This is a genomic window from Pantoea sp. X-Soil-ISGK-285, assembly GCF_059730815.1.
The window spans coordinates 474,316-498,762 of the sequence record NZ_AP035939.1 but is presented as its reverse complement, the minus strand read 5'-3'; the positions used below and the strand labels follow the sequence as shown (position 1 = coordinate 498,762).

The following is a 24,447-nucleotide window of genomic DNA, read 5'->3' as shown; positions in this document are numbered from 1 at the left end:
GCGAAATATGAAAATCGGCGTAATTGGCACAGGTAATATCGGTGGTACCCTGGCACGGAAGCTCAGTGAAGCGGGGCACAAGGTAAAAATCGCTAATTCACGCGGAGTTGATGGCGTGCGTGGTTTTGCGGGTGAAATTAATGCAGAACCCACAGACATCAGGGGAGCGGTTACAGACGTCGAAGCCGTGATTCTCTCCATTCCGCTGCCGGCACTTAGCAGCCTGCCTGATGGGCTTTTCGATCACCTGCCACCCCATGTCCCGGTGATCGACACCAGCAATTACTATCCTGGCCTGCGTGACGCACCGATTACTGCACTGGATAATGAGCAGACCGAAAGCGAATGGGTTCAGGAGCAAATCGGACACCCTGTGGTTAAAGCTTTTAATAATATCCTTGCCGACTCGCTCGCCGATCTGGGCCAGCCGCAGGGAAGTCGGGGTCGTCTGGCGGTTGCCGTAGCGGGAGATCATCCTGAAGCAGTGCAGACGGCCATGTCACTGGTTAACGACACCGGTTTTGATCCTGTGTTCTCTGGGACTATCGCTGAATCATGGCGTCAGCAGCCCTGCACACCTTGTTACTGCTGTGACTGGGAAGCGCCCGTGATGCTGCGAGCTCTGGCGTTGGCCAGAAAGGGAGAAGGTCAGGCTCGGTTGCCACAGCTTTATGCCAGTTTCGCGACGCTGGGTGATGCACCCTCTCATCAGGATATTATCGAAAACAACCGTGCCATAAACTGGCCGGTTTAAATCGCCCGGCAAGGATAATCTGTCTGCATTGAAGTTCTGGATAAAGGTTGTTCTGAGAATATTTTTGCATAGTGGCTCTGGCTCATGCATCTGGTCCACGGTATTGCTCTGCAGGCTTGTCCTTAAGCCTGAGAGATCAAAATTACTCTCCGGCGAGTGCGGTAATAAAGTCACGATAGGTATGCAGTGGGCGGCCAGGCAGGGTGACCAGACGTTCCCGGTCGCCATCCTGTGGAAGCATCCCATCACTGACGTAACGCTCAGCCATCAGCCGCATTTCATACGCCACCCAGCGCGGCATAAACTCCGCCATATTGGCTTCGAATGCATCCGGATTATCTCCGCCATAAATTACCGGACGGCCCAGAATCTGTTGCCAGGCTGCTGCTGCCTCTTCTCCGTTGAGCGTATCTGGCCCCACGAGATTGAGCGTTTCGACCGGAAATTCTGCGCTGGCCTGGTCGCGCCTTTATCAGTTCAATTGTGGCCACTTCAGAAATATCCCGTGTATCGACCATTACAGTTACGAATTATCAGACCTCTTTACGGCCCAGATAACGCTCTTTCATCAGTGACAGTTTTATGCCGATATCCAGCGCCGGCGATGGCGGCATGAAACTGGCCTTGCCCAGCGACAGCATATCCGCGATATGCGGGTTGTCCTGTTTCATCATGTAATCAGCCAGCAGACTGCCCGCTACGGTCTGTTTTGAAACACCTGCGCCGTTACAGCCACCCGCCGTACAGATAAATTTGTTCAGCATGCCCCATTCAGGCGCGCTGTTTCGCGTAACGCTGATGGTGCCGGACCAGGTATGGGTTATCTTCACACTGCCCAGGGTCGGATAGACTTTATGAAATAAGCGCTGATGCAGCTGGGTTGCCTGCCAGGTCTGCGCGGCATTCACCTGACCGCTGAGTGCGGGTATCACGTGCTGGCGAATCATGAAACGGCGGTCTGAGGTAAAACGGAAGGTTGCACCGGCAATCGCATTAACCGGCGTAAGCCCCCAGCTCTGCATGGGGGGCAGGGTGGCCAGTTGTTCATCCGTCAGCGGATCGGTAATGCTGGCGAAGGTCGCCATTGCTGCCTGACGCGAAAGTCCTGGTCGCAACTCTGGCGATAATGCGTTGGTGGCCAGCATCACCTTTGGCGTTTTGATGATGCCAAACGGTGTCAGCACTTCAGCCACGCTGCCGTAGCGAATCCCCAGCACTGGCGTATTATCGAAGCGTTGAATATTTTCAGATAAAGAGTGTTTTAGCCCGGCGATCAACTGCGCCGGATTAACCAGCACACAGCCAGGTGTATATATCCCTTTGCTGTAAAAGCGCGTGCCGAGTTTTAAGTAAAGCTCCTCGCTGTCTGACATCTGCCACGGCTCATCCATTAAATCGAGGTGGCTGGCGTACTCTTTTAAAATACGATCACTGCCACGTTCAGCCTGGCAGTGATATTTACCGACCTGTTCCCAGTCGCACTGAAGATGATGCTGAGAAATAACCTGCTCCAGCTGACGAATACCTTCCTGAAGCAGGTTACGGTAAGCGTTGGCCTTTTTTAATTCGGCGGTGGAGCTGCCAATATTATGAGGCAGACCGATAACAAACCCGGAATTACGTGCCGATGCGCTTTCCCGAGTGCTGTGCGCGTCGACGATGATAATTTTCAGGCCAGGATTGATTTCAGCCAGGCGGCGCGTAAAGGCAACACCTGCAAATCCCGCGCCGACGATAACCCAGTCGGCAGTGATATCCTCTCGCAGCATGGGCTGCGGTGTAAAACAATGCTCACCCGCAGGCCAGCCCAGTTGATTGTGATTAAATGGTATCGATGCGTAGCGCAATTCCCTGTGCCCTTATCTGAAAAATAAAGCAATTTTATAAGTTAAAGCGGGATATCTGTGCCAGCAGTAATCTGACTATTGTTGATTTCAGACAAGTAAAATTCAGGTGGATGATTCTTGAGTTAACAACCAAAGGTTGTGCGAATTGTCGAAGAAGGGATGATAACGCGACTGTTATGGGGTTTATTTTCTGATGTCAAAGACTGAAAAAAGCGATCTGCAGAGGCGATATATTCATGAGGTGAGAGCGAAATGGAACAGGTCGCGCTATTAACTGGCAATTTCGAGTGAGAATCCGCCCCTGAAACGGATAACTGTAGGGCATCAAAGCGTTTTATAGATTTCAGCAATGACCTGCATCGTTGCCTCTTCTACGGTTCCTTCATTGCGACATAAAAACCAGCCGTGGTTAGTCATCTCCTGCTCGAATGCTCTGGTGCAAGCGACATGCTCTTCCAGTTTGTGAATGACTGTACTCCCCAGCCCACGCGATCGTGCCGCGGCTCGTTCCCATGAAACTTCAGGTGCCGTGACCACCCCGACATGCAGATCTGGCGCTCGCACATTGAGCTTAATATTTCGCTGCAAAATCTCTGCAAAGGGCATCATCCGCCGAAACGCGGCATCAGACGGATACCAGCGATCCATCAGGATAATGCAGTTCCCGGGCTGTTTAGTGAGTACATTCTGTGAAATCCAGGCACGGCTAACGGCAAAACGTTCACAAATTTCCCGTTCAAGATCCACTGAGGGATTTCTGGCGAGCCTGTTAACCAGCGCCATTGTTTCCGACCTGAAGGGATCGCTTTTTTGCTCGCTAAGTCGGATCACCTTCCTGTTATCTGCTCTTAGCACTTGCGTAATGGACTCCAGCAGGGTGGTTTTACCGGTTCCCTTGGGCCCATCCAGAGAAACAAACAGCTGACGACTCATGCCTGGAATGAGAAGTGAGGAAAGATTTTTGTGAATCGTGCATCCGGTAAAAACATCTTATTTTCCTGGTTTAATAGCTGAAGTTACATCGTTCTCTGTAGCAGTATGGCATGTCAGCGTGAGCATGATTTTAAACAAACACTGATAAACACGCTGGTAACGGTTCTGACTCACGAGTTTATAGAACAGGATGTTAGTCAGGTAAGCTTAATAGTTGAGGCCTGTGCGGTGTAGTTTAAGGGAAGCGTCTGGAAAACGGAAAAGATCTTGCCTGTTCTGCCATTTACCCATTCAAACGCATGTCCTTAATCGCAATAACGAGCCCTCAAAGGCAGTCCCCCGGTACGTGCAGAAATCTGGCGAGTAGAAATTATCTATATTATGCTCATAAGCCCTTGTTAAATTGATTCTAATCCAATCCTGCCTAAGGTGGTTAAATGTCTGACGAAAGGGAAATCAAACTGGAGACTGCTTTAAAACTGGCGGCCGATCATCCAGCAGAACGACCTGAGTTTTACCGGGTACTGTTAGATTCATCGCTTTACGTCCTGGGTAGTTCCGGAGGGGTAACGGGTGATGGTGAGGTCGAACTAAAGGCGGGTGAGAATATCTCGATTCAGCACTGGGAAAAACCGGATGGAACGCCTGTCATTCCGGTATTCAGCTCGCTTGCCACCCTGCAGCGCGCCATCAGCCAGGAAAGTGAATACATGAAGTTGCCTGCCAGAGCCTTTTTTGAAATGACGCGGGGAGAGGGTGTGTTTCTTAATCCCAGGTCGGATTACGGAAAGGAGTTTGTGCCGGAAGAAATAGAAGCCATGCTGGCGGAAGGAACGGGTCGCCTGCCGCAGACAAGGGTGGTTGAGGAAGAAACACAGGTATTAGTGGGAGTACCTGCCGTTGTTCCGGACAGGCTTCTGAAAGAGTTATCTGCCTGGTTTGCAAAATGTCCCGGGGTCAGCCGTGCATTCCTGGTTTTAATGCATGACCCGTCAGTCGATGATAAACCGCATTATCTGGTGGGGGTGGAAATGAGCGGTGATGTGCAAGAGGTGATGCGTGGTGCGGGTCTTGTCGCAGCGGATACCTCTCCGGATGGGCAGGCGGTGGATCTGATGCGCCTTGGCCAGAACGACAAAGGTCTGGATTCACATATCAGGTCGCAGTTTACGCCATTCTATGTTCGGAGCATGAAGCAAAAACTAAAGGGCATGTTTGGACGCTGAGCGCTGAACGGCTTCTGAATGTTGTCTTGTAACCAGCGTAGTAAATCGGGGGTGACTTTGATCTCCGGTTTCAACAGTGCCAGTGATAGTGACTGAAATACGTGATCCAGGGCGGATTTATCTATGTCCGCTATGAGCGAGAAGGGGACTTTATGCTTCGGGCTTAATGAGGCGTAACAGAGCGGCCCTGCATATGCGCCTCGTCTATCTGAGTACGTGCGTGAAAGCTCACGCATCAAAGGCTCAGGCCTCGTTAAACCCCTCAATTCGTAAAAATTCTTATCAGCAGTTACCGATCACCGGGTAAATGAAAATCAAAAAGACCCACATTAATTGACGATTAGTGCGCTTAAGCACAGGATAATCCCTTTATAACTATACGTTGATTAAACAACATTAATCTTTCTTAATACATTCAAGTATCTTTACTATTTGCGTGAAAGCTGCACTCTTTCCACAGTGTTACAAAGTTGTTTTTCCCTCCGCATTCAGCCCGCTTATAACTTTATGGCGGTAACAAAAATAATACCGTTTATAAAAAGATTATTAAGAGGGATGAATATGAAAACACTGACAAGAAGACATTTTATGGCTTTTGCGGCAGGAGGAACGGTCGCGCTTGCGGCGGGTCAGGCCATGGCACATGACAACGGCGTAAAGACGTTTCCGGCAGGGAGCGGAGGACGAGATCCCGGACCACATGACCCTATTCGTGAGGCTGAAAGTCCGGACATCGTAAATTCGCCCGTTACCGACAGCGGAACGCTGCCAAACCTTCGCTTTTCTTTCAGTGATGCGCACGTACGCAAAGGAAGCGGTGGCTGGACGCGTCAGGTGACGCAGCGGGAGCTGGGCATATCTACGACGATTGCGGGTGTGGACATGCGCCTCAATGCCGGAGGTATTCGCGAACTGCACTGGCATAAAGAGGGGGAGTGGGCTTACATGACTTATGGCAACGCGCGGATTACCGCTTTTGACGCCAGCGGAGGATGGTTTGTTGATGATATCGCTGCAGGTGACCTATGGTATTTTCCGCCCGGTATTCCCCATTCGATTCAGGGTCTCGGTCCCGACGGCTGTGAATTTTTACTGGCTTTTGACGACGGAAATTTTGATGAGGATAGCACTTTTCTGCTGTCAGACTGGTTCAGGCATATTCCCCCGGAAATTCTCGCCAAAAACTTCAGGGTTCCGGTATCTTCATTTTCTCACCTGCCTTCACCTGATGATGAGTACATTTTTGCCGGCAACGTTCCGGGCAGCTTGGAATCAGACAGTATAAAAGGCGGGGTGAAGTCGAAAATCCGCTTTACCCACAAGATGCTGGCTCAGGATCCGGTCCGCGCGCCGGGAGGAACCGTCAGGATTACGGATTCATCTAATTTTCCGGTTTCAAAAACGATTGCTGCCGCACTGGTAGAAATTGAGCCAGGCGGACTGCGCGAGCTGCACTGGCATCCTAACAATGATGAATGGCAGTATTACCTTGAAGGAGAGGGACGGATGGGGGTCTTTGCATCATCCGGTCAGGCAAGGACTTTTGACTACCGCGCCGGCGATGTGGGATATGTTCCTTTTGCTATGGGACACTACATCGAAAACACCGGTAAGGGACCACTGCGTTTTCTAGAGCTTTTTAAAAGTGATTACTATGCCGATATTTCGCTTAACCAGTGGCTCGCCAGTACACCAGCTGAACTTGTCCGGCAACACCTGCACCTGGATGAAGAGTTTATGAACATGCTTTCACTTAAAAAGAACCCGGTGGTGAAGTAACTGGCTCAGTCGTTACCTGATTAATAAGGATTGACGCTGACTTATTCCTGTTTAAATTAAAGTGTCCGCTTTTAGCATAAAGCGGACACTTATATCGGTAATGCAATATCCCACCTGCCACTTAAAATGGTGCAATAGCATCAGCATTGCTCTTACAGGGATGGGGAAGTCGTTACTAAACTGAGACAGCAGGGCAGTTAAATCATCATGAAGCATCTGCTATTAACAGGGGACATTTCCAGATTTTACCTGGTAGCCAGACATGAAAACGAAGTTTAGCTTATGTCTATCCAGCATCAACTATTCACTTTTCCTGACGATACGTCGTTGAAGTCAGTAAAGGTTAATTGAGCCGATGCCCGGACTCTTGCAAAGAATGGTACTTTTTATTTTGCCAGCAGAAATAATCTGTTTTCAAAAACGAACATTTAATCTGGCTCTGGTTATGCCCTTTATTGTTGCTACGAATTGCGTTTAATGCGTTGAGTGCCGGCTCTGCCTCAGCACCTTTATTGGCGCTGGCCGTTGCGTGCCTGAAATAAGTAAAGCGTCACTTTATTTCCAACGGCATTGCCTACTTAATAACTGGTATATAAGGAGATTTCCATGGCATTTTCAGGAACGGGCCGCGCCACGGTCATATCGCTGAAAAGCGGTCACCCATTGTCTCAGTCCACTGAAGGAAAATCACAATCTATTCTGAGCGAACCCGCTCTTATCACGCTGCAAAGCTCACCTTCTCAGATTTCTTCTTTTCAGAAACAGGGTGACGATCTCATTCTTAACCTGCACGAGAGCGATACGCTTCGCTATCAGAATTTCTTTACTGAGGTTGCAGGCCAGCAGAGTAAAATGCTTTTCCAGCAGGGAAGTTTATTTCAGGAGGCACAGTTCAGCACAGACGTTTCCGGCGATGCTCAGACTGTCACCACGCTGACACCTGTCTGGCAATCTCCAGCTTCTGCAACATCTCCAATGCCATTCCCTGCCAGTCCAGAGTCAGATCCCGCGTTATCAATCGTAGAGTCTACCCAAAGCCAGATTCTGATCCCGTCAGGCACGCCGTTAAACGGAGCAGCTGTCGCCCTGAGGGCGACGACCAGCGAAGCTGATTCAACCTTAACGCTTACGCCCCAGGTTGAGTCAGCAACAGCTTCAGATGCCCCCGCCACCTCCGACGCTATGAAGGCCAGCGCCATTCCATTACCGGCGCTGACTCTTGATCCGGTTACCGGCGACAATGCGGTCAGTTACCAGGAGGGGATATACGGCATTATCTTCACCGGCTCCGCCGCCCATCTCCCCTCCGGCACGCCGGTTGAACTGACCCTTGACGGCAGAACCTGGCAGGGCAGCGTCTACCAGGATCAGTGGCAGGTTCAGCTCTCTGACAGCGACGTGAAAACTATCAAGGATGGCAACTATACCATTCAGGTCAGTGCAACGGATCTGAATGGAAACAGTACCAGCCTCAGCCAGAATCTGCTGCTGATTACCCACTACAACAGCAGCAACCCGAAAGTCACCGTTAACGACATCACACTGGCGGATGCGGTCCAGCATGACGGTCAGACCTGGTACGTTATCAGCGGCACGCTTGAAGCGCCGCTGCCGCTTAAGAATTTTGCGGTGCAGGTTTCTGATACTTTCCACTGGAATTATGCCGTGGTAGAGGCAGATGGCAGCTGGCGCGCGGAAATCAGCGCGTCGGAGCTTTCCCAGGGCGGCAACTTCTTGTCGTTTGGCGTGCTGGATGGTGCCGGAAACTGGTTTGAACAGAGTGGCAATGTCACAGCCGACCTTATTACGCCCGTTGAAGGCGGCAATGGGGTTCCGCCGGTTATCGATGACAATCCAACGGATGGTGGCAACACGCCACCCGCCGATGGTGGCACGTCGATTCCGCCTGTCAGCACGCCCCCTTCTTTAACCATTAACAGTTTTACTGGTGACGGCGTGTTAAGCGCTGAGGAGAAGCTCTCCCCACAGACGTTCAGCGGCACCACAGCGAACCTCGCCGCAGAGAGCACGCTGACCATAATGCTGAACGGTCAGACCTATACCACAACGCCGGCCGCTGACGGCAGCTGGAGTGTTACCCTGCCGTCTGCCGATCTGCAGGTGCTGCCGGTAGGGTCTAACCACATCAGCGTAACCTTTGAAAACAGCGTTGGCGGTACGACCACCGCAAACAAAGTCATTACCGTAGAGGCGTCAGCACCGCCATCAGACGCTATCCCGCCACAGCCGACTATAGACACGCCGTTTGTCGACGGGTTTATGAACGCACATGAACGCTTCGAGCCTGTTACGCTGAGCGGCTCCACTGGTGTGACCGGGGCGGGCCAGAAGATCGATCTGACCGTAGATGGTGTTCACTATGCGGGCGCTGTGGACAGTCTGGGCAACTGGCTTGTCTCACTCTCCACCGGGCAGCTGATGGAAGCAGATTTAGCCGAGGGGAGTCATTCCGTTACGCTAACCGCCACCGATCGCTGGGGCCAGTCCGGTATTACGGAGACGACGTTTATTACCGATACGCAGGATCCTCTTGTCACGATTAATACACTGGCAGGGGACGGGGTGATCGATAGTCATGAAATCAGCAGCCCGCTGATGATCTCCGGCAGAGGCGAAGCCGGCAGCACGATTGAAGTTAATTTTGGGGCCTCCCACTGGAGCGGCATCGTCGATCAAAATGGCCAGTGGCAGTTCTCAGTTCCCGCGGAAACGCTGCAGGGAATGGAGGAAGGGAGCTACCGTGCTATTGCTGAAACAACCGACGAAGCGGGAAACAAAGGTTATGCCTCAGCAGGCGTGCAAATCTTCGCTACTGAGGCGTTGCCGCAGCTGACCCTTGATCCGATCACCGGCGACAATGCGGTCAGTTACCAGGAGGGGATATACGGCATTATCTTCACCGGCACTGCCGCCCATCTTCCCTCCGGCACGCCGGTTGAACTGACCCTTGACGGCAGAACCTGGCAGGGCAGTGTCTATCAGAATCAGTGGCAGGTTCAGCTCTCTGACAGCGACGTGAAAACTATCAAGGATGGCAACTATACCATTCAGGTCAGTGCAACGGATCTGAATGGAAACAGTACCAGCCTCAGCCAGAATCTGCTGCTGATTACCCACTACAACAGCAGCAACCCGAAAGTCACCGTTAACGACATCACGCTGGCGGATGCGGTCCAGCATGACGGTCAGACCTGGTACGTTATCAGCGGCACGCTTGAAGCGCCGCTGCCGCTTAAGACTTTTGCGGTGCAGGTTTCTGATACCTTCCACTGGAATTATGCCGTGGTAGAGGCAGATGGCAACTGGCGCGCGGAAATCAGCGCGTCGGAGCTTTCCCAGGGCGGCAACTTCCTGTCGTTTGGCGTGCTGGATGGCGCCGGAAACTGGTTTGAACAGAGTGGTTACGTCACAGCGGATCTGACTTCTCCGGTCAGTGATAACAGCGGCGATCCGTTGCCACCGGTCACCCCCGATAATCCCACCGATGGAAGCAATACTACGCCAGAGGTCGATATTCCAGGTCAGCCTGCACCTGAAATTGATACGCCATTTGGTGACGGCTGGCTGAACCGTGCGGAGAAAAAAGAGGGCTCGATGCTGACCGGCACAACGGGCGTCACCGGCAGCGGTCAGACGGTATCGGTGATTATTGGTGGTAAACATCACAATGCGGCAGTAAGCGACGACGGTCACTGGAGCCTGCCACTGGCGCCGGGGACGATGAAAACAGGTTTCGGCAAGGGGCAGCATGACATTGTCGTGACTGCTAGCGACGCGGCTGGCCATACGGCTACGATAACGACCAGCTATCAGGTGGATGTCTGCGCACCCAAAATCGCTTTTACTCACCTCACAGAGGGGCAGCAAATCAACCTTGCCTCCAGCCATGATCAGCATGTATCAGGTACGGGTGAAGCCGGTGATATTGTTACTGTCAGGCCTGGCGACCACGAGTGGCAAACCAGTGTGACCAGCAAAGGCACGTGGGCCGTGCAGCTTGAAACGCTGGACGCACTCACGCCTGAACCGGGCGAGCACAGGATTACCGCAACTATTCGTGATGCTGCCGGAAACGTTAACCACGTTTCGCAAAACGTCGAGCTTTATATGGCCGAGCCGCAGCCGAAGCTGAGTATTGCAACCGCAGCGCAGGACAACCTGATCAATGCCACAACTGTGAACAGCAGCAACACAGAAGATGGCAGCAATTCGGAAAGCCATAGTGCTATCACACTGGAGCACGCGTCTCTTCATCCTGATATGGCTGACAATCTCCATCTCTCTGGAACAGTAAACAGTGAAACGCTCTCGCTTTTATATTCAAATCTGCACACCAGCCTGAACGGTGCTGCCGATGACGATTCGTTTCAGCTGAATGGTGCGCATGAGGCGTTTGATTTTGCCACGCTTGGGCTGAGATCAGGCAACGCTGAGGTCATTAATCTGGGCGCTTTCAGCAGTAATAGCGTCAATCTGGGGCAAAAAGAGCCGTTGCCAATGAACGACAATGCGAGTGAGGCGCCGACGATAAAAGACGCGGACGGCAATGTGGTTACGCTAAGTAACATTGAAGGCGGCGTCTGGAGCGAGGATGGGCAGCGTATTAGTAACGGTCAGCAGTACGACCTGTATCACAATGCCTCTGCCAGCCATGAAGGTTCGCTGGCTGATATCCTGATGCAACATAATCTTCACTTACAACTGGCTTAAATCAGATGGCCGGGGCGGATTTTCTTCCCTGGCCATTTTCCGCAATTAAGATTGCCAGTGAAGCGCATACGAGTGCCCAGCGTAGCTATTCTCTAATGGCGTGCGAACCTACGCTGCCGGTATAGGGAAGACTGACGTCAGGCTAATTTCCGCTATGAGCGAAAAGCGGACATTATAGGCAGATAAAATTCTGCTTTCCCAATACATTGATAACTACCAGATATATTGAACGATGCAGTTCAGATCTTTAGGTAAATAATCAAAAGCATAACCTGTTGAGAATCGATAATACATCTCGGTATCACTTTCTTAAGATGTTGATAGATGGGCGCGTGTAAACAGGAGAAGGATGATGATTTCAAAGGAAAATGCAGAGCATTATTTCTGGGGCGACAATTGCGATGGTTGGTATCTGGTAAACCGTCAGGATATGCTGGTTATTCATGAGAAAATGCCTGCCGGCACTTCTGAAAAGCGACACTTTCACTCCGTTTCCAGACAATTTTTCTTTGTTCTCGATGGTGTTCTTTCAATGGAACTGGAGGGTAAGATGCATAATATTAAAGCCCTGCAGGGGCTAGAAATTCCACCGGGGTCAAAACATCAAGCCAGAAACGACACTGAGTTTCCTGTAGAGTTTATTGTAATTTCGCACCCAACGACGCGAGGAGATCGTTCTGACCTTCCTTCATCCTGCTGACGAATTATGAACACCGCAATGGCTTGTCTTAAGGTAAGGACTGCGCGCCAGGTGTTAACTTAACTGAGTATTTGCAACGCCTGCTTCAGGCACAAACCTGACCTGCGTTTCGGTAGGTCCGCTATGAGCGAAAAGCGGAACATTAAAAATAATGACATTGCTCAGACCCCATTTCCGCAGCTGACTAAAGTGAAAATAAAATGAACAAAAGCAGTCTTAAAGCGTTTTCCCTGTTACGTGTTCTGACGTTGACGTGTGTGCCCATGTTTTTACTGGGTTGCGCCAGTGCACTTTGCCCTTTTGGCACCACTGAAGGCACGGTACCGGACTTTAAAAATAGTTACTGGAGATCCACAGATAAAAAACCGGCTAAGACTAATGAACAAGTCCTGGAGGAATGCACCCATGCTGCCGATGCTGAGGAGCAACGGCTTTCGCAGATCTATCTGCAGATGTGTAAAACCGGACGTTTAACCGCAGAAAATCAACAATTTGCACAGAAATTACTCGGCAATCCACTCTATTCTGGCCTGGAACCAGTAAAAGCCGTCCCCCAGCATCAATCAGATGATTCAGTTGAAGCTCAGCTGAAATGGTCGATGTCTTATAGCGATAATCCTCAGGAGTTCAAAGAAAATTGTGGCTCTTACATTGAAAATAACGCAGCGGAACGGTCCAGCACCATGCTGGGTTTACAGGCGGGCCGTTACAAAGAGCAGGTTTTTAAACAGTGCATGGCAGAAAACCATATGGCGCTCATTGTTCCAAAAACTGAATTCAGTCAGTGCAAGTCGATAGGGTGGTAAGCAACCACAGGCCTGACCTCTATACCAGGCAAAATATAATGTGTCCGCTAAAACTCATCATCTATTTATGTCTGTAAACCGGGTTCATTAGCCGTGCCCAGCACACCGGGGTTTTTAAACCTGCGCCACCAGACAAGGAAGCATGGGAAGATGAGAAAATGATTACACTGAAGATTTACGCTCCGTACCCCAAAGAAACAGTGTTATGTGGGCAGATATAAAATTAAATGCGGGCTATGCTGCAGAATGCATGATCCCGGAAAAGCATTAATTATGTTGAATAGCGTTCATGCCAGGCGGCGCGCTTGCCGTTTACCTTCGGTCTGCACTATCTGATGTGATACCAGGATAGCGGTTAAAGGGAATAACACATGAAGTCAAACCATAGTATCTTTGTCAGGATAGGGTTAATTACTGGAGTATTTCTGATTTTTATTTTCTTAAAATATATTTTCGATGTAAGTCGGCCAATGCAAAGTGATGTGCGTGGCAGGCCTGTCCTTAATGTCTGTAGCGAATCTGTTCATGGTAAATTTAACCAGAATGGTGAGAGAGATAACTTATTTCAGGTAAGTCAGCAATGTTCAAATGATATACGGCCTGTTTTCAGTAACTATGTATCCATTAAGAACAATATTTACTGGGTGAGTAAAATTAATTACGAACACTCTCCCTGCATTACTGGGACGGGCGATACTTCAGGTTTAATTTATAACATCACTTCCTGGGGTTGCTTAACAGCAAAGCCCATGCAGGTCAATAAAATAGAAAAGCGCGATCTTTATTTAGTGGCTAAATACTCCTCTACGTTTCGACCGGTTAATTACGTTAAGACTACCCGGCCATACTGGCAATCGGAACAATTAGCGAGCTACGCGCAAGATGAATCGTCTGTATATTTCCGGAGCGAGAAGATAAAAGAGGTTAACCCGGAAGATTTCCAGGTTATTTTTCCATTTGGAAAGGATGATAAATGGCGTATTTACAATGTCTTCAAAAGTAATGGCTCAACCTATGTCGGTGGCTATAATGTTGGTGATTTAGATCTGAGTAAATTTCATCTTCTTTCTGTTGTCTCCTGTCCGGAGCATGGGCTCACCAGATGCACGGGATATAGCAATCCAGATACCTTTTTTCGTGCGGGAAACTGGGGGCGCGGAGTGATTGGTCACATCGGGAATGATGTCATCTTTTTACAGCCTGAAGTGATCAGTCGCTTCTCAAATATGGCTTCACCAGACATGTTTATGTTTGCGTCATCCGAGCGTATTTATCTGTATACTTACAGTAAATTTTACGAAGTGGTTGAAGGTGAGACAGGATTACAAAAGAAACTTGTCGAGATGGATAAACAGTATTTCGAGCAGAATCCATGATTATCTGGCAGGCAAAATGTGATCACGTGCTGCCACGTAAACATTATCTAATTAACATCCAGGTGAGTCTGTAATTGAAACTGCTCTCAGGGGGGGGGGGGAAACATCCGAATTCCGACACCCTGGACTAACCTGTTTCTATATGTCTGGCTGAAAAATGATACTATTAGTTCTTTTCATTAACGGTCCTGCTGCCCCGATCCTGATTGATATGATACGCATCAATCCCAGTAAACCAGATAAGCAAGTGCAGCAGCTGAACAGAAGGCATAGGGGCTTAAAAGCAAAATATCCGAATAAGGCGTTTCACATATCCTGATAACAGGCCATGCCAGTACAACCAGCCACATGAAGAGCGCAGAGCACACGATAAAAAAGCTCCCCTTCAGGGCAGCGTCAGGATAAAATCGCTTTGAAATCATCGCTAATGGCATGCCGATTATCATTGAGCCCATCGTGGTGCCAATAATACTCACCATAACGATGAAAAAATAAGTAAAAATTAAACCCACTACGGGTGTACTGCTTTTTCCCAAGGAAAGATAGGTTAAAACCAGTAATGAACCCACGACACTACTAAATATTGCTGATATCACAGATATCCTAATCCAGTTGTCGTCAATAATGTTCGGCATAATTTTCTCTATGTCTGAGCAGCTATATTGATGCAGCTTACTCGCTTAAATTTTCGGCACGAGGCTTGATCGCAAAACAGGATGCCGGCGCAGCATCCTTTTGCCGACCTGTGACGGGCATCCGGGCAATAAGGACATTAAGGCCGCCTGTCAGGGTATTTAGCGCCAGGCCAGTGAGCGTCTCGCATCCTTAAGGCTGAATCGCTTTACCCTGCTCATCAAGCAGATCCGTCAGGAGTGCTGTGCCATCGCTTCCCACCCGAAATGCCCCGTAACGCGCCTGCGCGAATCTGTCGGCATGACCTTCCTGAAAGAAATAAGCGTTAGTACCGACGGTCAGCGAGCCATAATGTTGATGGTATTTTACCCGTAGCTGATTCGGCTGCAGAGGTTCACCCTGATCAAAACGGGCCTGAGTCGCATGACGCTGCGCATCGAGGTCAACAATCAGGGTTCCGCTGGTGGGCAGGCATGGCGCTGACAGGGTCGCGCCACAGGACTCAGCCTGTTGATACAACGTCAGTTCCAGCGGGCGGGTGAGGGCATAATTCAGCGCCATGTAATCACCCTGCATCAGGGATCGCGGATCAACCGGGGCAAGAGGCAAAATCATGACCGCACCTTGCTTCAGCAACTGCTCTTTTTGCCAGATGCTGACATTGACGGCTATCAGCGCCAGCGCTATCACAGCGCCAGCCAGCCATCGGCTCTGTTTATGCATTTTCACTGGCACCTCCGATTTGTGCAGGTAATACTTTTTTGACTCCCCATGCCAGCCCCAGTAAAACCAGACCGCTGACCAGCAGCAGCAGGGATTTCTGCAGCAGAATTACCTCCAGGAAGTAATACCAGCCAATGACATACAACACCATGAAACCGCCACTGACCACCAGCAACCCCAGACTTCCCTGATAACGTGCCATCAGAATTAACCACAATCCCAGCCCTATACCCGGTGCATAGAGGGCGGCAGCCCCGCAGATAAGTGCAGCGGGCAGCGTGATAATCGAAAACAGCGGCTGGCTATGCCTTTTCTGACTGAGCGCACTCAGCACTAAGCCAGCCGCGATCCCTGGGCCAGTCGCAGACTGAAGCGTGGAAAATTGCGATGCTGACCAGAGGAAATCCGTTAGATACGCCGCGTTTATACCGAGGAAACTCAGCAACATCAGACCACACGGGATGCCATACAGCAGAGGATGTACCGCGTCAGCATACGGCCCTGCCTGTAACCTCAACTGATGACTGACAGTCCACGTCCACAAAAATATGACCGCCGCCACCAGTACGGACACAACAAGGCGTGCAGCCATCGGAGACAGGCAGATCCGGGTCAGAGAGTAGCCCGCCAGCACCAGGAAAAAGGTCAGGGCAGTGATGGCCATAAACCGAAAAGTGCGGTCGGGCATCGCCATCGCCATTGCGGCCAGGATCGGCAAGGCAGTCAGTGAACTCAGCATAATAAAGCTGACGTCATTGCTCTGAATTTGCAGCAGAACACCGGTTATCAGCCCGCACGTTGCCGCAATCGCCCATGCCAGCCCGAGGTGATGTTTACCGTCACGCTGACTGCTTAACAAGCCACGTGCAATGGCGGCAAGCAGCAGCGAAGGAATAATAAGGGTGGCAGCATTCGGGTCTTCCAGCAGATCAGTGGCATAGAGCATCAGTATCATCAATAACAGAATGATGATCGCTGCCACCCAGCCTCCGACGCTTAGCGCTAGCCTCAGATACCAGGGCAGGTCGGATGCGTGACCGCGCTGCTTAATTTCCTCAACCTGCGAGGCGCTCAGCAAACCCTGCTGACGCAAAGTGTCTGTCAGTAAGGTCAGCCTGGCCGGAGCCAGATCAATTGGCCCCTTTTCAACCAGTTTGCGTTGCCATTTCAGCAGAATTGAACCATTTACCGCCACCCAGAACGCCATCAGGATGCCGGTCAAAAACAGATCACCCGTATCGTAGGCTAAAAGAAATAACTGCATAATTAGCGCACAGCCAACAATGGTCAGGCTGGCGATGCCCAGCGTCAGCATGCAGAGATCCGGATAGCGGTAACGGTACAGGTAATAACCTGCCAGCAGGGTGATCACCCAACCGCCCGTGATATAAGGAAGGTGGTCACCGCCGGCCCAGTCAGAGAGGTTCCCGGCCACAATGGCGGTTAGCTGAAGCAGTAAAAATCCCGCCATGACTCGCGAGAACCAGCTGCTTGCCAGCCAGCTCTCGGGCTGATGTGTTATCGCGCGCCACGCCAGCGCTTCCCTGACAATCAGGCAGGCTGCCAGCAACGCCAGATATCCGTAGAGCACAGTGGTCGGGAGCCTGGCTAAACTGTCAGACGCGGCGAGATCCAGCAGTGACGACGGCAGGGTGTTGTAATAGAGCTGGAACGCCAGATTAGCGACCAGCCAGCTGCAAAACCACAGGCTGTTTTGCCGTGCAATCAGCGCCAGCGGCAGAAGAACGTATAACCAGGCCCGGAATAGCTCCCAGCTGTCAGCACCGGTCTGATAAATCTGTCCATACAGCGCAAAAAGGGCACCGAAGCTTAGCCCTGTCGCCAGTAATGCGTTGCGTGCCAGCGTGCTGTACCAGCGCCACCAGACAACCACCGCCAGCGCGACGATCAACAGCTCGGCAAGGGCAAATTTCGCCATTTTCGGCAGCCAGGCCCAGTTCCAGGCAATAAAGAACACCGCTCCGGCAACCAGAGACAGTAATCCCAGACAGGAAAGAACCGGGATAAGAAACTGACGCCACTGAGCATCTGAAGGTCTGATTCCACAGAAAGCAAAGATACGCTGGCAGGTCTCCGGGGTCAGGCTTCCTCCTTTTAGCAGGCGTGCGATCTGGCGACAAAGATACTCTGCCGTCCGTGACGGCATCCCGGTGATGCCATCGGGTGCAAGCTCCCTCATTCTTTCCCTGCCTCTGTTTGCGGTATGACTTTGATGATGAAATTAACGGCTGTTCTTCCCTGCGATCAATCCGCGTGTCGGTCAGAGACGCTCTGCTGAGTGGCCGATAATTTTGCTGAACAAATGTAAACATCTTTTCCAGGATATAACAGCGTAAATCAAAGGCGAGGGGGGAACTCTGCGCAATCTGCCGCATTATTGTGATCAAGTAGTGTCACGGCCGTATTTGTGCTGCGTGAACATGACATCCGCCCCCGACGAACTCTATCCCAGTAGCCAGGTTTAACTGCTGTACTCTCAGGGGTACCGCATCACCCGCGTTGCTGAAAGGTAAGAAGCGTAAAGATTATCGGGTGACCGAGCAGGGGACGCTTACGGTTGATGATAAGCTGATTGCCACGACTATTGGCCTGAAGCCGCTAAAGAAACCGCAGTCGGACAGCAAATTGTGGATTGTTAGCTGCCTGAACCGCTGAAATAAACGCTTTCCTGAACCGAGGTTTCACTCCTTTATCGCAGGTGATGATGAGACACGGCGTAATACTTTTACCCTGGCCCGTCGCGCATTGATTCAAAGGGGTGAGTTCCTGAGTGGAAAAGCACATACGCTACCGGACGCCGCGCCGCATTGGGCGCGCGTGCAGAAAACCGCCCATTCGCTGAATCGGATTGCGGGCAGTTGCTATGCTGGCAGAGGTCCGAAGGCGCGGTATGAATCCACCAGTGAATCAAAAAGCGAGATATCTGAGCGACTTCTGGCGATAAGCTGGGCACCAGCAATGGCCGTGAAAATTGCACGTGCTCTGGATTCACTCTCACCTGAATCGCACACCTTCGCAGCCACCAGCAGTCTGTTCAGCCATGCAATGTTCACATCAGCAAACTTCTGTATTTCTGCATTCATTTCAGGAGGTAAGGTATCTTTTTCAGCGCCCATGAAACTGCCCAGGCAGAGACGATTTTCGGCCTCAAGTGATCTTCGGAAGATTTCAGGAAAGCGACGCAGCGCGTCAATGGGTGATGGGCTTTCTGATTCGATCATCTCGAGTGCGAGCGCACCGTCCTCCCAGTATCGTCTGGCAACGGCAATACCCAACTCGGCTTTGCCTGGAAAATAGTAGTAAATACTCGCCGCTTTGATACCCACATCCTGCGCGAGGTCGCGGAAATTCAAACCGTTATAGCCCTGAGATTGGGCAATTTTCCTGGCCGCCTGCAAAATGGCTTCCCTGGTGTTGACGCTCATCTTGATGCCTTTGGTATTGGGATGATCTCTTAAATAGAGAACGCTAATTTACAGCAAACGCTTACCGGGTGACAGGGTGATTGCCATGGAAAACAGTAAGTTCAATGCATCCAGGGTGCTCAGGCAGACGTCATTGCATCATGGTTTAGCAAGTAACATCGACAGCCGACGCTATCATAAGCACTCTGGTCACCGGGAAAGTCAGTAGATAACTAACCCGGCGTACCGGAGTTTACATCGAGTGGTGCTATTACCGGGCTGGCGAATCCAGCTCAGGAATGCCGCTGTTGCGATCGGCGTAGGCCGCCTGGAAGGCAGGACGTTTTGTCCAGCGCTGCCAGTACGCATCTAAGAACTCAAAACGCTCGTCCAGTGGAGTGGCATTGACCGGGAATTTCGAGAAGGCGATCGCGGTCGCCAGAGTAATATCCGAGAAGGTCGGGGCATCGCCGCCGAGCAGCCATTCGCGGCCGTCTGAAAGATGGCGATTAACCAGCGCGGCGTGAGCCAAAGCTTCTTTACGGCAGTGTTCTCCCCAGGCCTCATTTTTGGTCAATTCCAGCCTGAAGCCGAGGCCGGTGTGCAACACGTGGAACGCTGTAACGATGCGGTACAGGATATGCACCCACACCCGGTTATCCCACATATTATCCAGCCCCTGTTCCAGTGCTGTTTCTCCCATAATCTTGCGGCCCGGATACTCCTGATCAAGATAGCGAACGATGGCAGCCGTTTCAGAAATATAACTCCCGTCAGCCAGTTCAAGGGTAGGTGTTTCGCCCCACGGATTCATATTCAAATGTCGCCAGCCACGCTGCTCTCCTCCAGGGGACATGTCATAGATGGTCTCGGCAAACTGGTCAGCGATGCCCTTTTCGTGCATGAAAAGCCGCAGGCGTTGTGGATTAGGAAAGGCCGAAGGTGAAGTGAAAAGGTGAAGTTTAGCAGTCATGGTCGATCCTACAGGTTGATGGTTGGGATACCTAACTAACGTTAGGTAGATAAACCTTAGCGGGCAAATCAACACACGTCAACACCTGTCTAACACTTGTTAGGTTAATTTTTTGGTGACCTTCATGCTTGATACGATATTTCAGCGGAGGCATAGCTGAAGGAGGGGGGAAAATGACGCCGGAGGGTTGAAAAATGCAAATGAGTGGAGAGGCTGGATTCAAACGGGTTTTCAGGTGAGTTACATATTGGCAATTGCTGTCCACTAGCTGCCATCCGGGTTCCTGGCCAACAGGAAGAGCCGGCTGATAGTCCGGTAGCGCAAGGGCCACGGGGTGAGGTAGTAGCGGTTAGATCAGCCCATGAAGCCGACTGGTGTCGGCATCATCACTGGTCACAAAAATGAGCGGCCGCTGTGAGCGATAAGCGGACGTGGGGATTTCAAATACCTTAAAACTGCATGTAAAAAGTAACAGGATCGGAAAAAGACTGTTTCATACAGCAAGCATTCTGTATTGACTCATTTAACTCTGATTTCTTTCATGTTCGATAAGCCACTCTTTACGCGATTTGACTCCACCATATCCGGTCATTTGGCTATTTTTACCGATAATTCTGTGGCACGGAATCACAATCGCAATCCGGTTGGCACCATTCGCAGAGGCAACTGCTCGTACAGCGCCAGTTTTATTCAGTCGCAGCGAAATATCCTGATAGTGTGAGGTCTCCCCGTAAGGAACAGTACGTAGTGCATCCCAGACGGACTTTTGAAAATTACTGCCCGGGGCGTCCAGTAAGAGATCAAAGTGACGACGTGTTCCGGCAAAATATTCGCTGATTTCTTTTACTGTCTGCCGGGTATGACTGTTTTCTCCTGTGACAATCCTGGCGTTAAGTAAACGCTGAATGTCGCGAAATTCAGTTTCTAACATCCGGCGATCGGTAAACTCCAGCAGGCAGACTCCCTGCTCTGTGGCACATACAAACATAGGTCCCAGCGCAGTAGTAAACCGGTGAATGACTATTACCTGAGTGGTTCGAGTCGGAGCTGCGCCAGTTAGCCGCTTGTAGATGTAACCAAAGCCGCTTAGGGATTCGTAGCCATTGTCCAGCGCGACATCAGTTGCTGCACGTCCGCTTTTCAGCTCCTGAAGGGCAATATTGACCCGCTGCATTCGCTGGAAGGCCTGAAAAGTGATGCCGTGATGTTGCAGGAACCATCGCCGCACTCGCTCCGGGCTGATTCCATGCTGACGAAGATCCGCGTCGGATACACGGGATTTAATATCGTGCCTGACAAGCGCAAGCGCCTGTTCGACAAATAATGGCGCGCTGTGCGCGTTTTCAGCAGGTCTGCAGACTTTACAGGGGCGAAAGCCGGCCGCCAGGGCAGATTTGGCATCTTTATAAAACTCTACATTTTCACGTTTGGGCTTTCGCGCCCGGCATATCGAAATGCAGAATACGCCAGTCGTTCTGACGCCAGCAAAAAACACACCCGTATATTCTGAAGCGCGTTCAAGTAATGCCTGATACCAGACGTCACAAAGATTCTTATCGATAACCTTCATTAACAAAAAGTCCTTCAAATGTCTGATGCAACCGGATCGCATGCATTAAATCAGTCAGCTTTGACTGAATGGCCGAATGAACAAAATTACCCATAGAAATGCGGCTTACCCCGGCCAGTTTCAGTCTATCGAACGAGGGAAGATCGGGCATACACATGACATTCAGAGGCAGATCAATAGCATTTGCAATAAGGCTGATATCTTTCTCTGAGGTCAGACAGGGAACAAACAGGCCGTCAGCACCTGCAGCTCTATAATATTGACCCCGTAATAATGTCTCCTCTAACGCTCTTTCATGCCCGAGCAGGTAAGCATCAGTCCGGACGTTCAGAAACAGGTTATAACCATCACTTCTCAGCGCATCGCATACTGCTCTCAGATTACGCGAAAATTCAGACACATCATCAAGCTGTCGAACCCGATTAATGACTCTGCTGTCTTCAAGGTTAACGCCTGATACACCTATCTGAGCAAGGCGCTTGAGATTGACTATTATCTCTTCGGCTGAATCACCATATCCTGCTTCCATATCAACACTTAATGGCAGGCTGCTAACTGCCCGGATACGAGTGACAATAAAAAATAATTCATCAAACGGCATGCCCTGGCCGTCTTCATATCCCAATGTGGCCGCTATTGCTGCGCTGGACGTTCCCAGAGCCTGATAGCCAGCTTTTTGCGCTGCGACAGTACTGACGACATCCCAGACGTTAGCGATAAGAAGGGGCTCATACTGGTTGTGGAGTTCTGCGAAGTTCATATCCATATCCTCTCAATTAGATTGAAAATGAATCTAAGCATTCAGCAAAAACGGCACAACCGAAAATCAGACGACCATTTTTTTAGCAAAATTTTATCGGGTCAGTCTGATATGCAGAGTGATACGGTCGTAGTGTTTCAGGGTCTGCCTCTGGCAAAAAGCGAACATTCCTAACCGCCGGATATAAGTATCAACGGGGAGCAAAGCAGATAGGTTTGTATGGTCATTTTGAGAAAAGGTCTTGTCAGAATTAATTTCTGATACTGACTGGCGTGGTTTTTCACATTATTGATTGTCAAACCCCTTACGATATCAGAACTCTTCGACTGCCCCGCGTAATGTCTCATCTTCTTTATGATGAAATTAAGCATTGCTTTCTCATAAATCTACTAATGATAATTTGCTATAAGCCATATTGTTTCGTTGTTAGACAGGGTGTGATGCGGCTTTTATCTTTCGTCATGATTTGTAAATTCCATACAAACATTTGATGAGGGAGCCATTTTGTCCATCCTACTGAAAAGCATAAAAACAAAACCCACGCGTTTTACTCTGGCGCTTAAAATCGCGTTACTCAGCAGTATGGTGGCTTTCTCTTCAGCCTCTTTCGCCGATGTACCCTTAAAAGAGGGCATTACACCAGCCACCGATGCCAGCCAGATTCCGGCAGTGGCTAAGCTGCGTAAAGACACTGTGGTGGCTGGTATCTCTGAACCGCAGGGTATTTTTAACCCTTATTTCTTTGTTAACGGCTGGGACGAAAACGTCACCAACGTGATTTTCTCACGTCTGATTGACTGGGATAGCCACGGCAAGCTGGTGCCAGGCCTGGCCGAAAGCTGGAGCGTTAGTCAGGATAACAATGTCTACACCATTAAGCTGCGCCCACACCTGACTTTCAGCGACGGCTCGCCCCTCACCGCCGAAGATGTGGCGTTTACCCTGACCGTGCTGCATGACCCGAAATATGATGGCGATACTGACATCACCCTCGCCAACATTGTGGGCGGCGCGGAGTATAAAGCCGGAAAAGCTGATAGCGTCAGTGGCCTGAAAGTGATCGACCCGCTGACATTACAGGTCACCACCGGGCAGCCTGGCGCGACAACGCTGGCGAAAATTGGCGGCCCGGTGTTGTCGAAAGCGTATTATGGGAAAGGGTATCAGCGCGGCAATCTCGACTATCTGCGCATGTTGCACGGTAAACCGCTGGGCAACGGACCGTATGTCTATGACAAATATATTCCGGGCCAGGAGATTCGTTTCCACGCCAATACCCATTTTTACCGTGGCACACCACCGACGCCGCGCTTTATCTACCGCGTAACCAACCCGTCCACTAACTTCCAGTTGTTCCAGACCGGCGAAACCGATTACGACTCGTTTACTTCTCGCCCTGATGATATCGAACAACTGAAAATGCTGGGCTTCGCCAATATCAACCTGTTTGGCTCCAGTGACTACAGCAAAGTGGAATTCAACGTACGTCGCCCGGCGTTGCAGGACGTGAAAGTGCGACAGGCGCTGATTTATGGTCTCGACCGCCAGAAGTTGATTGATGTGGTTTATCAGGGCTATGGAAAAGTGGCAATTGAACCTATTGCCCCGATTTCATGGGCGTATAACACAGATGGCGTGAATCCATACAAATTTGACCCGGCACAGGCGAAGAAACTTCTTGATGAAGCGGGCTGGAAACCGGGGCCTGATGGCATCCGCGTGAAGGACGGTAAACGTCTGGAGTTGACGCTGCTGGTGAGCAAGAAAGTGCTGAATGATGCGTTGATCCCCATCGCCAAAGAGAACTGGCAGCAGATTGGCGTGCTGTTGAAGCCGCAGGTGGTGGATTTCAACGCCCTCATGGCACAGCGTAAAGCCGGTAACTATGACCTGGCCTCTTTCAGCACCAGCACACTCAACGATCCACATGATGGCGTGTGGGATTACTACAGCACGGAAGCGAAAGAGTCCGGCTATAACAATCCGCAGGTTGATAAGCTGATCAACGAAGGTAATGCTGTGCTGGATGTGGAAAAACGCAAACCGATTTATCACCAGCTGTATAAAGTGCTGGCGGACGATCCGCCGGTGATTCTGCTGGGTAACCGCGAGATTTTATCGGCCAGTAGTGCCCGCGTCACCGGCTTTAAACCAGATATCTACAACGGGCTGACCGGTAGCCTGCCGGATGTGAAAATCATTAAATAACAG

18 protein-coding genes and 1 pseudogene are annotated in these 24,447 nt (G+C 50.6%); 9 read left to right on the top strand and 10 right to left on the bottom strand.

The window, feature by feature from the left end; translation table 11 throughout:
• Window positions 1–7 precede the first annotated feature (7 nt).
• Window positions 8–754 (top strand): NADPH-dependent F420 reductase, encoded by a 747-nt coding sequence (locus tag AC6I8B_RS21660; protein WP_497817764.1) that lies wholly within the window; start codon window positions 8–10, stop codon window positions 752–754.
• Window positions 755–896: 142 nt separating this feature from the next.
• On the opposite strand, the pseudogene AC6I8B_RS21655 reads toward AC6I8B_RS21660, so the two are convergent.
• From AC6I8B_RS21655 to AC6I8B_RS21645, 3 genes and pseudogenes are all read right to left on the bottom strand, one after another.
• Window positions 897–1,272: pseudogene (locus AC6I8B_RS21655) on the bottom strand (NmrA/HSCARG family protein); the annotation flags it as partial.
• Between the two features lie 15 nt (window positions 1,273–1,287).
• Entirely contained in the window at window positions 1,288–2,601 is a 1,314-nt protein-coding gene (locus tag AC6I8B_RS21650) for an NAD(P)/FAD-dependent oxidoreductase (RefSeq protein WP_497817763.1), read from the bottom strand.
• Window positions 2,602–2,925: 324 nt separating this feature from the next.
• Window positions 2,926–3,534 (bottom strand): dTMP kinase, encoded by a 609-nt coding sequence (locus AC6I8B_RS21645; protein ID WP_497817762.1) that lies wholly within the window; start codon window positions 3,532–3,534, stop codon window positions 2,926–2,928.
• A 437-nt stretch (window positions 3,535–3,971) separates the two neighbouring features.
• Here AC6I8B_RS21645 and AC6I8B_RS21640 point away from each other — a divergent pair, with 437 nt between their 5' ends.
• The 6 genes from AC6I8B_RS21640 (at window position 3,972) to AC6I8B_RS21615 (ending at window position 14,152) form a co-directional block, all read left to right on the top strand.
• Window positions 3,972–4,760, top strand: a complete 789-nt coding sequence (locus AC6I8B_RS21640; RefSeq protein WP_122459918.1) for an enhanced serine sensitivity protein SseB C-terminal domain-containing protein — start codon at window positions 3,972–3,974, stop codon at window positions 4,758–4,760.
• 561 nt (window positions 4,761–5,321) lie between these two features.
• Window positions 5,322–6,539, top strand: coding sequence for a cupin domain-containing protein (locus AC6I8B_RS21635; RefSeq protein WP_497817761.1), 1,218 nt, complete (start codon window positions 5,322–5,324; stop codon window positions 6,537–6,539).
• A gap of 606 nt (window positions 6,540–7,145) precedes the next feature.
• On the top strand, window positions 7,146–11,270 hold the full coding sequence (locus AC6I8B_RS21630; RefSeq protein WP_157353313.1) for a BapA prefix-like domain-containing protein: 4,125 nt from the start codon (window positions 7,146–7,148) through the stop codon (window positions 11,268–11,270).
• A gap of 352 nt (window positions 11,271–11,622) precedes the next feature.
• A complete protein-coding gene (locus tag AC6I8B_RS21625) occupies window positions 11,623–11,970 on the top strand; it encodes a cupin domain-containing protein (protein WP_033761129.1) in 348 nt (115 codons plus the stop codon).
• A gap of 200 nt (window positions 11,971–12,170) precedes the next feature.
• Window positions 12,171–12,776, top strand: a complete 606-nt coding sequence (locus AC6I8B_RS21620) for a hypothetical protein (protein ID WP_124890465.1) — start codon at window positions 12,171–12,173, stop codon at window positions 12,774–12,776.
• 371 nt (window positions 12,777–13,147) lie between these two features.
• Window positions 13,148–14,152, top strand: a complete 1,005-nt coding sequence (locus AC6I8B_RS21615; protein WP_497817760.1) for a hypothetical protein — start codon at window positions 13,148–13,150, stop codon at window positions 14,150–14,152.
• A gap of 221 nt (window positions 14,153–14,373) precedes the next feature.
• Here the strand turns inward: AC6I8B_RS21615 and AC6I8B_RS21610 are convergent, their stop codons facing one another.
• The 3 genes from AC6I8B_RS21610 to AC6I8B_RS21600 form a co-directional block, all read right to left on the bottom strand.
• A complete protein-coding gene (locus AC6I8B_RS21610; RefSeq protein ID WP_033773682.1) occupies window positions 14,374–14,787 on the bottom strand; it encodes a hypothetical protein in 414 nt (137 codons plus the stop codon).
• A gap of 190 nt (window positions 14,788–14,977) precedes the next feature.
• On the bottom strand, window positions 14,978–15,508 hold the full coding sequence (locus AC6I8B_RS21605) for a GDYXXLXY domain-containing protein (RefSeq protein ID WP_061703341.1): 531 nt from the start codon (window positions 15,506–15,508) through the stop codon (window positions 14,978–14,980).
• Complete coding sequence (locus AC6I8B_RS21600; protein ID WP_497817759.1) at window positions 15,501–17,708, bottom strand: DUF4401 domain-containing protein; 2,208 nt, start codon at window positions 17,706–17,708, stop codon at window positions 15,501–15,503. Before AC6I8B_RS21600 ends, AC6I8B_RS21605 begins: the two co-directional genes overlap by 8 nt.
• 320 nt (window positions 17,709–18,028) lie before the next feature.
• Between AC6I8B_RS21600 and AC6I8B_RS21595 the strand changes: the two genes are divergently transcribed.
• Window positions 18,029–18,184, top strand: a complete 156-nt coding sequence (locus AC6I8B_RS21595; protein WP_191920357.1) for a hypothetical protein — start codon at window positions 18,029–18,031, stop codon at window positions 18,182–18,184.
• A gap of 206 nt (window positions 18,185–18,390) precedes the next feature.
• Here AC6I8B_RS21595 and AC6I8B_RS21590 read toward each other — a convergent pair whose 3' ends face one another.
• The 4 genes from AC6I8B_RS21590 to AC6I8B_RS21575 all read right to left on the bottom strand — a co-directional run bounded on the left by AC6I8B_RS21590 (window position 18,391) and on the right by AC6I8B_RS21575 (window position 22,236).
• A complete protein-coding gene (locus tag AC6I8B_RS21590) occupies window positions 18,391–18,954 on the bottom strand; it encodes a TetR/AcrR family transcriptional regulator (RefSeq protein WP_033768693.1) in 564 nt (187 codons plus the stop codon).
• A 250-nt stretch (window positions 18,955–19,204) separates the two neighbouring features.
• Window positions 19,205–19,906 (bottom strand): glutathione S-transferase family protein, encoded by a 702-nt coding sequence (locus AC6I8B_RS21585; RefSeq protein ID WP_157353317.1) that lies wholly within the window; start codon window positions 19,904–19,906, stop codon window positions 19,205–19,207.
• A 523-nt stretch (window positions 19,907–20,429) separates the two neighbouring features.
• Complete coding sequence (locus AC6I8B_RS21580; protein ID WP_497817758.1) at window positions 20,430–21,476, bottom strand: bifunctional transcriptional activator/DNA repair enzyme AdaA; 1,047 nt, start codon at window positions 21,474–21,476, stop codon at window positions 20,430–20,432.
• Window positions 21,460–22,236 (bottom strand): isocitrate lyase/PEP mutase family protein, encoded by a 777-nt coding sequence (locus tag AC6I8B_RS21575; RefSeq protein WP_124890737.1) that lies wholly within the window; start codon window positions 22,234–22,236, stop codon window positions 21,460–21,462. The genes AC6I8B_RS21580 and AC6I8B_RS21575 overlap by 17 nt, the downstream gene beginning before the upstream one ends.
• A 582-nt stretch (window positions 22,237–22,818) precedes the next feature.
• On the opposite strand from AC6I8B_RS21575, the gene AC6I8B_RS21570 reads away from it, so the two are divergent.
• Entirely contained in the window at window positions 22,819–24,444 is a 1,626-nt protein-coding gene (locus AC6I8B_RS21570; protein ID WP_371315799.1) for an ABC transporter substrate-binding protein, read from the top strand.
• The last annotated feature ends 3 nt before the right edge of the window (window positions 24,445–24,447 follow it).